The 14,336-nt window shown below is 61.0% G+C and carries 7 protein-coding genes; 6 read left to right on the forward strand and 1 reads right to left on the reverse strand.

Features of this window, described 5'->3' with window-relative positions; all coding sequences use genetic code 11:
- Positions 1–306 precede the first annotated feature (306 nt).
- From recC to AC3WWR_RS04650, 4 genes are all read left to right on the forward strand, one after another.
- The gene (gene recC / locus AC3WWR_RS04635) at positions 307–3,759 is read left to right on the forward strand and encodes an exodeoxyribonuclease V subunit gamma (protein WP_492598533.1); all 3,453 of its coding nucleotides are present in this window, start codon (positions 307–309) and stop codon (positions 3,757–3,759) included.
- The gene (gene recB / locus AC3WWR_RS04640; protein ID WP_033045390.1) at positions 3,756–7,448 is read left to right on the forward strand and encodes an exodeoxyribonuclease V subunit beta; all 3,693 of its coding nucleotides are present in this window, start codon (positions 3,756–3,758) and stop codon (positions 7,446–7,448) included. The genes recC and recB overlap by 4 nt, the downstream gene beginning before the upstream one ends.
- The gene (gene recD / locus AC3WWR_RS04645) at positions 7,445–9,544 is read left to right on the forward strand and encodes an exodeoxyribonuclease V subunit alpha (RefSeq protein ID WP_454866550.1); all 2,100 of its coding nucleotides are present in this window, start codon (positions 7,445–7,447) and stop codon (positions 9,542–9,544) included. Before recB ends, recD begins: the two co-directional genes overlap by 4 nt.
- A gap of 167 nt (positions 9,545–9,711) precedes the next feature.
- On the forward strand, positions 9,712–10,779 hold the full coding sequence (locus AC3WWR_RS04650) for an acyltransferase family protein (protein WP_492598534.1): 1,068 nt from the start codon (positions 9,712–9,714) through the stop codon (positions 10,777–10,779).
- A 16-nt stretch (positions 10,780–10,795) separates the two neighbouring features.
- Here the strand turns inward: AC3WWR_RS04650 and AC3WWR_RS04655 are convergent, their stop codons facing one another.
- A complete protein-coding gene (locus AC3WWR_RS04655; RefSeq protein WP_151140447.1) occupies positions 10,796–11,743 on the reverse strand; it encodes a LysR family transcriptional regulator in 948 nt (315 codons plus the stop codon).
- Between the two features lie 150 nt (positions 11,744–11,893).
- Here AC3WWR_RS04655 and AC3WWR_RS04660 point away from each other — a divergent pair, with 150 nt between their 5' ends.
- Both AC3WWR_RS04660 and mmsB read left to right on the forward strand, forming a co-directional pair.
- On the forward strand, positions 11,894–13,420 hold the full coding sequence (locus AC3WWR_RS04660) for a CoA-acylating methylmalonate-semialdehyde dehydrogenase (protein ID WP_020796461.1): 1,527 nt from the start codon (positions 11,894–11,896) through the stop codon (positions 13,418–13,420).
- Between the two features lie 10 nt (positions 13,421–13,430).
- On the forward strand, positions 13,431–14,318 hold the full coding sequence (gene mmsB, locus AC3WWR_RS04665; RefSeq protein ID WP_020796462.1) for a 3-hydroxyisobutyrate dehydrogenase: 888 nt from the start codon (positions 13,431–13,433) through the stop codon (positions 14,316–14,318).
- The last annotated feature ends 18 nt before the right edge of the window (positions 14,319–14,336 follow it).

Raw genomic sequence — 14,336 nt, forward strand, 5'->3', positions numbered from 1 at the left:
CGATGCATCGCCGATGGTAGTGTGGGGTTTCCCCATGTGAGAGTAGGTCATCGTCAAGATTAAATTCCAAAACCCCTATCTGCGTATGCAGGTAGGGGTTTTGTCTTTGTGGCAATCGCTAACCCTCCTGTAGGAGCGAGCACGCTCGCGATGAACCGGAGAGCGCCACGGGGTATCAGGCCCCCAGCCTTATCGTTGACGACCATCATCGGAACGCCGCCCGGAGCATGCTCGCTCCTAAAAATGAAGCCAACCGCCTTCAATGTTAAAGTCGTCCCTCGATTTGCGCTTTCCAAGGAAGCCTTTATGCCGGACGCAACGTCCCTCAGTGCTGGTTTTATGGTGGTTCACGGCAATCGCCTGGACGAGTTACGCAGCCTGGTGGTGAGCTGGATGCGGCGCTACCCGCTGGCCCCCCTGGAAAATGAAATCGCCCTGGTGCAGAGCAACGGCATAGCGCAATGGCTTAAGCTGGCGCTCGCCGAAGATCCTGAAGACGACGACATGGGCGGCTGCGGGATCGCCGCCGCCATCGATGTGCAATTGCCCGGCAGTTTCATGTGGCAGCTCTACCGGATGGTCCTGGGTCGCGACGAGATCCCGGCCAAGTCGCTGCTGGATAAAGCCCCCCTGACCTGGCGCCTGATGCGTCTGCTGCCGCAGTTGATCAATCAGCCACACTTCGAGCCGCTCCAGCGTTTTCTCACGCATGACCCCGATTTGCGCAAACGCTATCAACTGGCTGAGCGACTGGCGGATCTGTTCGACCAGTACCAGGTGTACCGCGCCGATTGGCTCGAAGACTGGGCGCAAGGTCGTCACCAGTTACGTAACGGCAGGGGCGAAGCCAAGCTGCTGACTGCTGCCAATGCCTGGCAGGCAGAGTTGTGGCGTGCACTGTTGCTGGATGTCGGTGAAGAAGGGATGGCGCAAAGCCGGGCCGGCGTGCACCAGCGGTTTATCGAACGCATCAAAAGCCTCGACGTGGCTCCGAGTGGATTACCGTCACGGGTCATCGTATTCGGCATTTCCTCGCTGCCGGCTCAAGCCCTCGAGGCCCTGGCCGGACTGGCTCGGTTCAGCCAGGTGCTGCTGTGCGTGCACAACCCCTGTCGTCACCATTGGGCAGACATCGTCGCCGACAAAGACCTGCTACGTCATCAATACAAACGGCAGGCGCGCAAAAGTGGCATGCCGGGCGTTCTCGATCCGCAAACCCTGCATCAACACGCGCATCCCTTACTGGCTGCATGGGGCAAGCAGGGACGGGACTACATCAACCTGCTCGACAGCTACGACGATCCCAACAGCTATCGCTCGGCGTTTCGTGACGGGCGCATCGACCTGTTCAGTGAAAGCCAACCGCTGCACATGCTCAACCAGTTGCAAGACGACATCCTTGAGTTGCGTCCATTGGGCGAAACCCGTGAATACTGGCCGGCCGTGGATCTACAGAAAGACTCGTCGATCCGCTTCCATATTGCCCACAGCGCCCAGCGCGAAGTGGAGATCCTGCACGATCAGTTGCTCGCACGCTTCAGCGCCGATCCGCTTTTACGTCCCCGGAATGTGATTGTCATGGTCCCGGACATTGATGCCTACGCCCCGCATATTCGCGCGGTGTTCGGCCAGCTTGAGCGCCACGACCCGCGCTTCATACCCTTCACCCTCGCGGACCAAGGGCAGCGCGGCCGTGACCCGCTGTTGATCGCGGTGGAGCATCTGCTCAAGTTGCCAGACAGCCGTTTCCCGGTCAGCGAGATTCTCGACCTGCTGGATGTCCCGGCGCTACGGGAGCGTTTCGGCGTAGAGGAACGTGACCTGCCAACCCTGCATCGCTGGATCGAAGGGGCGGGTATCCGCTGGGGGATGAACGCCGAGCAGCGCGCAGGCCTGGGGCTGCCCGAGGCATTGGAGCAAAACAGTTGGCGTTTTGGCTTGCGGCGCATGTTGCTCGGGTATGCCGTTGGCAGTTCGGGTGCCTGTGGCGGCATCGAACCCTATGACGAAATCGGTGGTCTGGATGCCGCGCTCATAGGCCCGCTGGTTGCGCTACTGGACGCACTGGAAATTGCCCACCACGAGCTCTCTCAACCGGCATCGCCGCAGCAATGGAGCCAGCGCTTGCAGGCATTGGTGGCACTGTTCTTCCAGGCCAGTAACGAGCACGACGAGTATTTGTTGACGCAGCTGGAAACGTTACGCGAAACCTGGCTGGAAAACTGTGAGTCAGTTGGCTTGCACGACGAACTACCGCTGACCGTCGTCCGTGAAGCCTGGTTGGCCGGTCTCGATCAGGGGCGATTGTCCCAGCGTTTTCTGGCTGGAGCGGTCAACTTCTGTACCTTGATGCCCATGCGCGCGATTCCGTTCAAGCTGGTGTGCCTGCTGGGGATGAACGATGGTGATTACCCGCGGGCACAGCCGCCACTGGACTTCGACCTCATGGGCAGCGACTACCGGCCTGGCGATCGCTCGCGGCGTGAGGACGACCGCTATTTGCTGCTGGAGGCATTGTTGTCGGCGCGCGATCAACTCTACATAAGCTGGGTCGGTCGCAGCATTCGCGATAACAGCGAGCGCCCGGCATCCGTGCTGATCGGCCAGCTCCGTGACCACCTGGCCAGCGGTTGGCGATTGGCCGATGCCGAGGAAGGCTTGCTTGAGGCCATGACCCAGGAGCATCCGCTGCAACCCTTCAGTGCCCGTTACTTCCACCAGGGTGATGCCCTGTTCAGCTATGCCAGCGAGTGGCAGGTGCTTCACCAGGCTGGTGGGCATGCGCCTGGCCATGAGATGCTCGATGCCCACATCCAGGAGGAACCGCTGAGTCTTGGGCAACTGCAGGATTTCTTGCGCAACCCGGTGCGACATTTCTTCAGTCAGCGATTGAAGGTGTTCTTTGAAGCTGCAGAAGCGCCTTTGGCCGATGAAGAACCCTTTGTCCTCGATGCCTTGCAACGCTATGGCCTGAGCGACAGTTTGCTCGGCGCGGCGTTGGCAGACCTGGAAAATACCGAGCAGGTGCTGGAGGCGCAGGCCAGTCGCCTGCAAAACAGTGGGCTGCTGCCCATGGCAGGATTTGGCGAATGCCTGCAACGCGAGTTGATCGAACCCTTGCCGGATCTGCTTGCGCGTTATCAACAGCTCCTGGCGTTATGGCCAACACCCCTGAGCAGTGCCCTGCCAGTCAATCTGCAAGTGGACGACCTGCGTATCGAGGGCTGGCTCAGTGGCCTGCATCAACGGGCAGACGGGGGCTTGCTGGCAGTCACGACGATCCCCAACAGCATTGGTTCGATCAAGACCCGCAAGTGGCATCGGCTGACACGACCGTGGGTCAATCATCTGGTGGCGTGCGCCAGCGGCATGCCGATGACCACGGCCTTGGTCGCCAGTGATGACAGCCTGCTACTCGACCCGATTGCACAGGAGAGTGCCTTGGGAACCCTGGGTGATCTGTTACTGGCCTGGCAATCCGGAATGCGCCAACCCCTGCCGATAGCGGTCAAGACCGCCTTTGCATGGCTCGGGCAGACCGACCCGGCCAAAGCCCAGGCAGCGGCCCGCAAGGCCTATGAGGGGGACGGCTTGACCACTGATGGCGAGCGCCGCGAAAGCATGGCGCTGGCCCGTCAGTTCGCCGATTACGACGCCCTGGTCGCCGACGAGACATTCGTCGATTGGTGCGATGCCTTGTATCGACCACTGCTTGAGGCCCCTTGGCGCTCAGTGTCCAGTGAGGAAGCCCGCCCATGACCACCCAGACACCCTTGGCCCTGGCGTTCCCGCTGCGTGGCAGTCAACTGATCGAGGCCAGCGCCGGGACCGGCAAGACCTTTACCATTTCCGCACTCTACCTGCGGCTGATCCTGGGCCATGGTGCAGACTCCCATGGTTTCGGTCGTGAACTGCTGCCGCCACAGATCCTCGTGGTGACCTTTACCGATGCCGCGACCAAAGAGCTGCGCGAACGCATCCGTACGCGACTGGCAGAAGCCGCACGGTTTTTCCGCGACGAAACGCCGGCCCCCGACGCACTGATCAACCAGCTGCGGCAAGAGTACGCGCCGGAACAGTGGCCCGGCTGCGCCAACCGCCTGGACATCGCCGCGCAATGGATGGATGAGGCGGCCGTGTCGACCATCCACAGTTGGTGCCAGCGCATGTTGCGCGAGCACGCTTTCGACAGCGGTAGCCTGTTCACTCAGACCCTGGAAACCGACCACAGCGATCTGCTGGGGGAAGTGCTGCGCGATTACTGGCGCTTGTTCTGTTATCCGATGCAGGGCGATGCGTTGAACTGGGTGCGCAGCAATTGGGGCGGTCCAGCCGCCTTGTTGCCGCGGATCCGCGGGTTGTTCGCCAGCGCGCGCGACACCCTCGCCGGTAAGGAGCCGGCGCAATTGATCACCGAGTGCCTGCAGGAGCGGCGAGCCGCCTTGCTTGAGCTGAAGATGCCGTGGCGCCAGTGGGCCGACGAGTTGCTGGCCCTGTGTCACGAAGGTGTCGCCAGCAAGAGTGTCGACGGGCGCAAGATGCAGGCGCGGTACTTCGAACCCTGGTTCGAGAAAATCAAAGCCTGGGCCGAAGACGAGTCCCTCGAGCAACTGGACATCGGCACCGGCTTCACGCGCCTGACGCCTGAGGGTATGGCAGAAGCCTGGAAGAAAGGCGTCGCGCCGGATCATCCGGGCCTGGACGCGATGCCCGCGCTCAAGGCCTGTCTTGATGGCTTGCCGACGCCCGATGCGGCCGTACTGCAACACGCTGCCCATTGGGTGGGGGCGCGTTTCGAAGAGGAAAAGCGCCGTCGTGCGGAAATGGGCTTCGACGACATGTTGCTGCGCCTGGACGCGGCGCTGCAAAGCGATGGTGGCGAGCGACTGGCGAGCTTGATCCGCGAACAGTTCCCGGTGGCATTGATCGATGAATTCCAGGACACCGACCCGGTGCAGTACCGGATCTTCGAGAGTATCTACCGCATTGAAGACAACAGCCCCGACAGCGGGCTGTTCCTGATAGGCGACCCGAAGCAGGCGATCTACGCCTTCCGCGGCGCCGACATCTATACCTACTTGCGGGCCCGCCAGGCGACCACAGGCCGCCTGCATACCCTGGGCACCAACTTCCGTTCGAGCCATGGCATGGTCAGTGCCGTGAACCACGTGTTCGACTATGCCGAGTCTCGCGAGTCCGGGCGCGGGGCGTTCCTGTTCCGGGAGAACAATGGCGACAACCCGGTGCCCTTCCAGCCTGTCGAGTCCCAGGGGCGCAAGGAAGTCCTGCGCATCGATCACCAGGCAGTACCGGCGTTGAACATCTGGCACCTGTGCGCCGAGCAGCCGTTGTCCGGTGCGGTCTATCGCCAACAACTGGCCGCCGCCTGTGCCAGCGAAATCACCGCCTTGCTCAACGGCGGACAACAAGGCGTTGCGGGCTTCGTGCGCGATGACCAGCCGCTCAGAGGCTTGATGCCTGCGGACATTGCCATCCTCGTGCGTGATGGCAAGGAGGCGCAGGCGGTGCGTACCGAGCTCGCTAACCGAGGCGTGCGCAGCGTTTATCTGTCGGACAAGGATTCGGTGTTCGCCGCGCAGGAAGCCCATGACGTGCTGACCTGGCTCAAGGCCTGCGCCGAGCCGGACGTCGAGCGGCCACTGCGCGCGGCACTGGCCAGCATCACGCTGAATCTGTCGTTGGTCGAGCTTGAGCAATTGAACCAGGACGAACTGGCCTGGGAATCGCGGGTCATGCAGTTTCGCCGCTATCGCGAGATTTGGCGAAAGCAGGGCGTGTTGCCAATGCTGCGACGCTTGCTGCATGACTTCAAGCTGCCCCAGGCATTGATAGCGCGCAGCGATGGCGAGCGGGTCCTGACCAACCTGCTGCACCTGTCCGAGTTGCTGCAACAGGCGGCCGCCGAACTTGATGGCGAGCAGGCATTGATCCGGCATTTGTCCGAGCACCTGGCATTGTCGGGCCAGGCGGGTGAAGAGCAGATCCTGCGTCTGGAAAGCGACGAGCAACTGGTCAAGGTCGTGACCATCCACAAGTCCAAGGGGCTGGAGTACCCGTTGGTGTTCCTGCCGTTCATTTGCTCGGCGAAACCGGTGGATGGCAGCCGTCTGCCGTTGCATTACCACGACGCCGCAGGCAAGGCCCAAGTGACGTTGAACCCCACGGCCGAATTGATCGCCCTGGCCGATGATGAGCGCCTGGCCGAAGACCTGCGCCTGTTGTATGTGGCGCTGACCCGGGCGCAACATGCCTGCTGGCTGGGCGTGGCGGATCTCAAGCGCGGCAATAACAACAGCTCGGTGCTGCACCTGTCGGCGCTCGGGTATCTGTTGGGTGGCGGTGCTTGCTTGAACGAGTCGGCGGGCTTGCAGGCCTGGTTGCGAGACCTTCAACAGGGCTGTCCGGCGATTGGTCTTGAACAAATGCCTGAAGCCACCCGCGAGCACTACCATCCACCGCAGAACACCGCTGCGTTGCTGGCACCGTTGACCGTGCAACGCAAGGCCAGTGAAAACTGGTGGATTGCTTCTTACAGCGCCTTGCGCATCGGCGACAGCCTGAGTATCGGCAGTGATCAGGCGCCCGAAAGTGCACAGGCACAGAAACTCTTCGACGACGAACGTCTCGACCCGCATACCCCTCGAGAGATGGTGGCCGGCGGTGCCGATATCCATCGATTCCCCCGTGGCCCGAACCCGGGCACCTTTCTCCATGGGTTGCTCGAATGGGCAGGCAACGAAGGTTTTGGCGTCACCGGGCAAGCCGTGGAAGATGCGATTGCCCGTCGCTGCAATCGCCGTGGCTGGGAAGGCTGGATCAGCACGCTGAGTGAATGGCTGCAGCACCTGCTCAATTCGCCGTTGCCGCTGGGCAGCGGCGAGGCACCGGTGGTATTCGGGCAGTTGACCCAGTACCGTGTCGAAATGGAGTTCTGGTTCGCCAGCCACAAGGTCGATGTGCTCAAGCTCGATGCGCTGGTGTGTCAATACACCCACAACGGTGTGCCTCGGGTGGCCGCCGAATCGGTGTTGCTCAACGGCATGTTCAAGGGCTTCATCGACCTGACGTTCGAGCATGACGGCCGCTATTACGTCGCCGACTACAAATCCAACTGGCTCGGCGTCGACGACGCGGCCTATACCGCGCAGGCCATGGAGCAGTCGATTCTCGACAACCGCTACGACCTGCAATACGTGTTGTACCTGCTGGCCCTGCACCGCCAGCTCAAGGCCCGGCTTGCCGATTACGATTACGACCGGCATGTCGGAGGCGCGCTGTACCTGTTCCTGCGCGGTACCCGTGCGCCAAGCCAGGGCGTGTATTTTGCCCGCCCACCCAAGGTGCTGATCGAGCAACTGGACCGCCTGTTTCAGGGCAAGCCGCAGCCCAGGGTCGAACCCGCCTGGGAACAGGGAGAACTGCTATGAACCGCACCTTCGCCAATGTACTGTCGACGCCATTGAGTGCCGACAGCCTGGCGCAACTCAGCCCTTTGACGCGTGCCGAAGACTTGTTGCTGCTGCTCACGCGTTGGGTCGAGCGTGGCTGGTTGCGAGCACTGGACAAGGCCTTCGTCGGTTTTCTTCACGAACTGGCTCCGAACGATGATCCGCTGGTACTGCTGGCGGCGGCATTGACCAGTCACCAGTTGGGTCATGGGCATGTGTGCCTGGACCTGTTCGAAACCCTCAAGGAGCCGGACTTCGCCCTGTCGCTGCCCCCGGAAGGCGACCTGCAAGGTGGCGCGATGTTGCTGCCATCGCAACTGCTGGAAGGGCTGGATGGCGCCCACTGGTGCAAGGTGCTGGCCGCCAGCAGCCTGGTCGCATTGGCGGCGGACGAGCGCGACAGCGTGCATCAGCGGCCTCTGGTGTTGGCCGGCAAGCGCCTGTACCTGAGACGCTACTGGACCTACGAACGACGTATCGACAATGCGTTGCGCGAGCGCCTGGCGGTGCACGAGAACGCACCAGGGGACTTGTTGCAGCGCCTGACGGGGCTATTCGGTCCGGCCAGGCCCGGTGAGGTCGTCGACTGGCAAAAACTCGCTTGCGCCCTGGCGACTCGCAGCGCTTTCAGTATCGTCACCGGCGGTCCGGGAACCGGCAAGACCACCACGGTGGTGCGCTTGCTCGCCTTACTCCAGGCCCCGGCCGTAGAGGCGGGCAAGCCGCTGCGCATTCGTCTTGCGGCGCCAACCGGCAAGGCGGCGGCGCGGCTGACCGAGTCCATCAGCGCACAAGTGCGAACGCTGAAAGTCACTGAAGCCATCCGTGAGAAAATCCCCTCTGACGTCACCACCGTGCACCGCCTGCTCGGCAGCCGCCCGGGGACGCGACATTTCCGTCACCACGCCGGCAATCACTTGCCGCTGGATGTACTGGTGGTGGACGAAGCGTCGATGATCGACCTGGAAATGATGGCCAACCTGCTCGATGCGCTGCCGGCCCATGCCCGCCTGGTGCTGTTGGGTGACAAGGACCAACTGGCGTCGGTGGAGGCCGGTGCCGTGCTGGGCGATCTGTGTCGCGACGCCGAAGCGGGCTGGTATAGCCCACACACTCGACAATGGCTGCAAACCGTCAGCGGTGAAAGCCTGGAAGGCAGCGGGCTGCAGGAAGACACCCAGGGCACCCATCCGCTGGCCCAGCAAGTGGTGATGTTGCGCCACTCGCGGCGTTTCGGCGAAGGCAGCGGCATTGGCCAGTTGGCTCGTTGGGTGAACCAGCAACAGCCCGCGCAAGCCCGCAAGTTGCTGGCGGCGCGAAGCCACGACGATGTGTTCAGCCTGTCCCTGCGCAATGAACAGGATCGGGCGCTGGAGCGCCTGTTGCTCGAAGGTCATGGTGAGGGGCCGCAAGGCTACCGCTATTACTTGAGCCTGCTGCGCAACCAGCGTCCAGCGCTCGATTGTCCCCTGGACGATGCGCGCTGGACCGATTGGGCCCGGCAGGTTTTGCAGGCGTTCGACGCCTTCCAGTTGTTGTGCGCGGTGCGCAAAGGCCCGTGGGGCGTGGAAGGCTTGAACCAGCGGGTGACCGACGCCTTGCTGAAGGCCCGGCTGATCGACAGCGACCAGCAGTGGTACGAAGGCCGGCCAGTGCTGATGACCCGCAACGATTACGGCCTGGGCTTGATGAATGGCGACATCGGCATTGCCCTCAAGCTTCCCGAGCGCGAGGGGCCCGAGGCCGGGAAACCGGTGCTGCGAGTCGCGTTCCCGAGGAACGACGGCCAGGGCGGCGTGCGTTTTGTGTTGCCCAGTCGCCTCAATGATGTCGAAACCGTGTACGCCATGACCGTGCACAAATCCCAGGGCTCGGAATTCGCCCACACTGCGTTGATCCTGCCCGATGCCCTGAACCCGGTGCTCACCAAGGAGCTGATCTATACCGGCATCACCCGGGCCAAGGATTGGTTCACATTGATCGAACCTCGGGCTGGCGTCTTCGAAGAGGCGGTGCGACGTCGGGTCAAACGCTTGAGCGGGCTGATGCTGGAACTCAAGGAGGCGAGCGCCTGACAGCGCTCGCAGCGCATCTGCCAAAAAGTGGGCGTTGCACTTCACGCCATGAAAGCAACGTCAAAAAAGTAGTTATTCAGCCAATGGCTCGCGACAAAATTTTATCGTGGCGTGAAGTGTAAAGCGCAAAAGGTGGCCTAGACTTCAGGCTTGAATGGTCTGGCTTCATGAAAATTTCACTGCTACGACTATTGGGTTTTTATATCCAAAGAGCGAATGCCAATATGAGTGATAGTTCCGTAGCAGGCTCTCGATTAAACGTACTTGATGGATGGCGCGGAATAAGTATCTTGCTGGTACTGGCGTGTCACCTGCTACCACTTGGCCCAAAGTTTTTGCAGTTGAATTCTGCTGCAGGCGTCATGGGCATGGCTATATTTTTTACCTTGTCGGGTTTCCTGATCACAAGTTTTTTGCTCAATAACGACAGCGTCATTGATTTTCTGATTCGCAGGTTCTTTCGCATTGTGCCTCTTGCCTGGCTGTACATGGCAATTGTCTTGCCTATCATGAGCAGCCCTCCGGATTACTACATCGCAAACTTTTTGTTCTTTGCCAACTGGCCGCCCATGTGGCTTGGCGAGGTAAACGGCCATTTATGGAGTTTGTGCATGGAGGTCCAGTTTTATGTGGCCATCGCCTTGCTGGTAGTCATGATGAGGAAAAGGTGGATGGTGCTCATCCCTTTTCTCGCCATCGCCGTCACAACCTATCGAGTCATGAATGATGCCCATGTCGTCATCAATACCTATTACCGCATTGATGAAATACTGTCTGGTTGCATACTGGCGCTGATCTATCACAAAAGACTGGGTAACAATCTTGTGAAGGCGCCGGCACAAATGCTGGTCGTGCAAATGGCTTTATTCGCCTTGTTTGTCGTGTCCAGTCATCCCGACGGTGGTTTCATGAACTACTTGCGCCCTTACATTGCCGCCGCAATGGTCGGGAGTACGCTGCTCAATGGCCGGACATTCATTGCCCATGTTCTGAACAACCGCATTCTGTTTTATATCGCCACCATCTCCTACGCGCTCTACGTTGTTCATCCGCTGCTGGCGCATACCTGGCTGGGTAGCGGGGATACCATCGTTAAATATCTGAAGCGACCGTTGTTGTTCGCCGCCATTTTCATCACCGCGCATATCTCCACCTTCTATTATGAAAAATGGTGGATAGCGTTCGGCAAGACATTGTCCAGGAAAGTGGCTGGCCGCCAACCGGTTACAACCTGAACGTTCTTGAACATCCTCAGTCGGCAAACACCATCTGCCGACTGTCACCCATCAACAGTGCCTGGTTCTGCTCGGTCACGGCGCGGATGTAATCCCACAACAGGGTAATCCGCTTGAGCTTCCTCAGATCCTCGCGGCAGTACATCCAGAATTGCCGGGTGATGTTGATTTCCTGCGGCAACACCGGCAGCAACCGTGGGTCCTGGGCTGCCAGGAAGCACGGCAGGATGGCCAGCGACCGCCCTTGCTGCGCGGCCACGAACTGCGCGATCACGCTGGTGCTGCGCAAGTTGGCGCTGGCGCCGGGGAGCACGTTGGCCAGGTACAGCAGCTCGGAGCTGAACGCCAGGTCGTCGACATAACTGATGAACGAATGCTTGCTCAAGTCGGCCGGCCGGCGGATTGCCGGGTGCTTGTCGAGGTATTGCTGCGTCGCATACAGCTGCAGGCGGTAGTCCGTCAGTTTGCAGCAGACATAGGGGCCGTGTTCCGGGCGCTCCAGGGCGATGACGATGTCGGCCTCGCGCTTGGACAGGCTGATGAAGTGCGGCAGCGGCAGGATGTCCACCGAGATCGCCGGGTAGGCGTCGACGAAGTGACTCAGTTGCGGGGTAATGAAAAAGCTCCCGAAACCTTCGGTGCAGCCCATGCGCACATGGCCGGACAACGCCACCCCGGACCCTGAGACCTGTTCGCAGGCCATGTGCAGCGTACTTTCGATCGACTCGGCGTAGCCCATCAGGCGTTGGCCTTCGGCGGTCAGGACAAAGCCGCTGGTCCGGGACTTCTCGAACAGCAGGGTGCCCAGCGAAGCTTCCAGTGAACTGATGCGCCGCGACACGGTGGTGTAGTCGACGGCCAGGCGCTTGGCCGCGGTGCTGGCCTTGCGGGTGCGTGAGACCTCAAGGAAAAACTTGAGGTCATCCCAGTTCAGTGAACCCAGAGACGTGATGTTTTTTTGCATGATGGACCGGCTTTTATGTGCGTTCTTATTAGAAGTTTGCACATCTATACTCCAAAAACGGCCCGATAACCAATTCGTGGCACACGTCTTATCGCAGGGTGACGTTTCGCCCTGGCTCCTGAAATAAAAACAAAGATTCGGAGACCCCACATGAACGCTTCGCTTACGCCTGACGAGACCACCGTGCAAAAGGTCAAACTGTTGATCGACGGCCAGTGGGTCGAATCGCAGTCCACCGAGTGGCACGACATCATCAACCCGGCAACCCAGCAAGTGCTGGCCAAGGTGCCGTTTGCCACAGCTGAAGAAGTCGACGCCGCCATCAGTGCCGCCCACCGCGCCTTCCAGACCTGGAAGCTGACGCCGATCGGCGCGCGGATGCGCATCATGCTCAAACTGCAGGCGTTGATCCGCGAACATTCCAAGCGCATCGCGGCAGTCCTCAGCGCCGAGCAGGGCAAGACCATTGCCGACGCTGAAGGTGATATTTTCCGTGGCCTGGAAGTGGTCGAGCACGCGTGCTCCATCGGCAGCCTGCAAATGGGCGAGTTCGCTGAAAACGTGGCGGGTGGCGTGGACACCTACACCCTGCGTCAACCAATCGGCGTTTGCGCCGGTATCACACCGTTCAATTTCCCGGCGATGATTCCGCTGTGGATGTTCCCGATGGCCATCGCCTGCGGCAACACCTTCGTGCTCAAGCCGTCCGAACAGGATCCGATGTCGACCATGCTGCTGGTGGAACTGGCTATCGAGGCCGGGATTCCGGCCGGCGTGCTCAACGTCGTGCACGGCGGCAAGGACGTGGTGGATGCGCTGTGCACCCATAAAGACATCAAGGCCGTTTCCTTCGTGGGCTCGACGGCGGTCGGCACCCACGTCTATGACTTGGCCGGCAAGCATGGCAAACGCGTGCAATCGATGATGGGCGCGAAGAACCACGCCGTGGTGCTGCCCGATGCCAATCGCGAACAGGCGCTGAATGCGCTGGTGGGCGCCGGTTTCGGCGCGGCCGGTCAGCGGTGCATGGCGACTTCGGTGGTGGTGCTGGTCGGTGCGGCCAAGCAATGGCTGCCTGACTTGAAAGCACTGGCGCAGAAACTCAAGGTCAATGCCGGCAGCGAGCCGGGCACCGACGTCGGCCCGGTGATTTCGAAAAAGGCCAAGGCGCGAATTCTCGAGCTGATCGAAAGCGGCATCAAGGAAGGCGCGAAACTCGAGCTCGATGGTCGCGACATCACGGTTCCTGGTTACGAGAAGGGCAACTTCGTCGGCCCGACCCTGTTCTCCGGTGTGACCCCCGACATGCAGATCTACACCCAGGAAATCTTCGGTCCGGTGTTGGTGGTGCTGGAAGTCAATACGCTCGACGAGGCGATTGCCCTGGTCAACGCCAACCCGTTCGGCAACGGCACGGGCCTGTTCACCCAGTCCGGTGCGGCGGCGCGCAAGTTCCAGAGCGAAATCGACGTCGGCCAGGTCGGCATCAACATCCCGATTCCGGTACCGGTCCCATTCTTCAGCTTCACCGGTTCCCGTGGCTCCAAGCTTGGCGACCTTGGCCCGTATGGCAAGCAAGTGGTGCAGTTCTACACTCAGACCAAGACCGTCACCAGCCGCTGGTTCGATGACGACAGCGTCAACGACGGTGTGAACACCACCATCAACCTGCGTTAAGGAGCCGGACATGAACATTGCTTTTATCGGTCTCGGCAACATGGGCGCGCCGATGGCGCGCAACCTGATCAAGGCCGGCCATTCACTGCGCCTGGTCGACCTGAACAAGGCCGTGCTGGCGGAGCTTGAACAACTGGGCGGCACCATCAGCGCTTCGGCCCGTGAGGCGGCGCAAGGTGCCGAACTGGTCATCACCATGCTGCCCGCTGCCGTGCATGTACGCAGCGTCTGGCTGGGCGAAGACGGTGTGCTCGCCGGTATCGGCAAGGGTGTGCCAGCCGTGGATTGCAGCACCATCGATCCGCAGACCGCCCGTGACGTGGCCGCCGCCGCTGCCAAGCAGGGCGTGGCCATGGCCGATGCGCCGGTCTCCGGTGGCACCGGGGGCGCCGCGGCGGGGACGTTGACGTTCATGGTCGGTGCGACCCCGGAACTCTTCGCGACCCTGCAACCGGTGCTGGCGCAGATGGGCCGCAACATCGTCCATTGCGGCGAAGTGGGCACCGGACAAATTGCCAAGATTTGCAACAACCTGCTGCTGGGCATTTCCATGGTTGGCGTCAGTGAAGCCATGGCCCTGGGCGATGCCTTGGGCATCGACACCAAGGTGCTGGCGGGCATCATCAACAGCTCCACCGGACGTTGCTGGAGTTCGGAGATGTACAACCCATGGCCGGGCATCGTTGAAACGGCACCAGCCTCGCGCGGCTATACCGGTGGCTTCGGCGCCGAGCTGATGCTCAAGGATCTGGGACTGGCAACGGAAGCGGCCCGTCAGGCGCACCAGCCGGTGGTACTGGGCGCGGTGGCGCAGCAGTTGTATCAGGCGATGAGTTTGCGTGGGGAAGGCGGCAGTGACTTCTCGGCGATCATCAACAGTTATCGCAAGCCGCAATAAAACCTGTGGGAGCGAGCC

The organism is Pseudomonas sp. EB271-G4-1 (assembly GCF_058791355.1).

Excerpts from the sequence above, each read along its gene's own strand:
- AC3WWR_RS04650 (WP_492598534.1), top strand. The coding sequence starts at position 9,712 with ATGAAAATTTCACTGCTACGACTATTGGGTTTTTATATCCAAAGAGCG.
- AC3WWR_RS04660 (WP_020796461.1), top strand. The coding sequence starts at position 11,894 with ATGAACGCTTCGCTTACGCCTGACGAGACCACCGTGCAAAAGGTCAAA.
- AC3WWR_RS04655 (WP_151140447.1), bottom strand. The coding sequence starts at position 11,743 with ATGCAAAAAAACATCACGTCTCTGGGTTCACTGAACTGGGATGACCTC.
- recB (WP_033045390.1), top strand. The coding sequence starts at position 3,756 with ATGACCACCCAGACACCCTTGGCCCTGGCGTTCCCGCTGCGTGGCAGT.
- mmsB (WP_020796462.1), top strand. The coding sequence starts at position 13,431 with ATGAACATTGCTTTTATCGGTCTCGGCAACATGGGCGCGCCGATGGCG.
- recD (WP_454866550.1), top strand. The coding sequence starts at position 7,445 with ATGAACCGCACCTTCGCCAATGTACTGTCGACGCCATTGAGTGCCGAC.
- recC (WP_492598533.1), top strand. The coding sequence starts at position 307 with ATGCCGGACGCAACGTCCCTCAGTGCTGGTTTTATGGTGGTTCACGGC.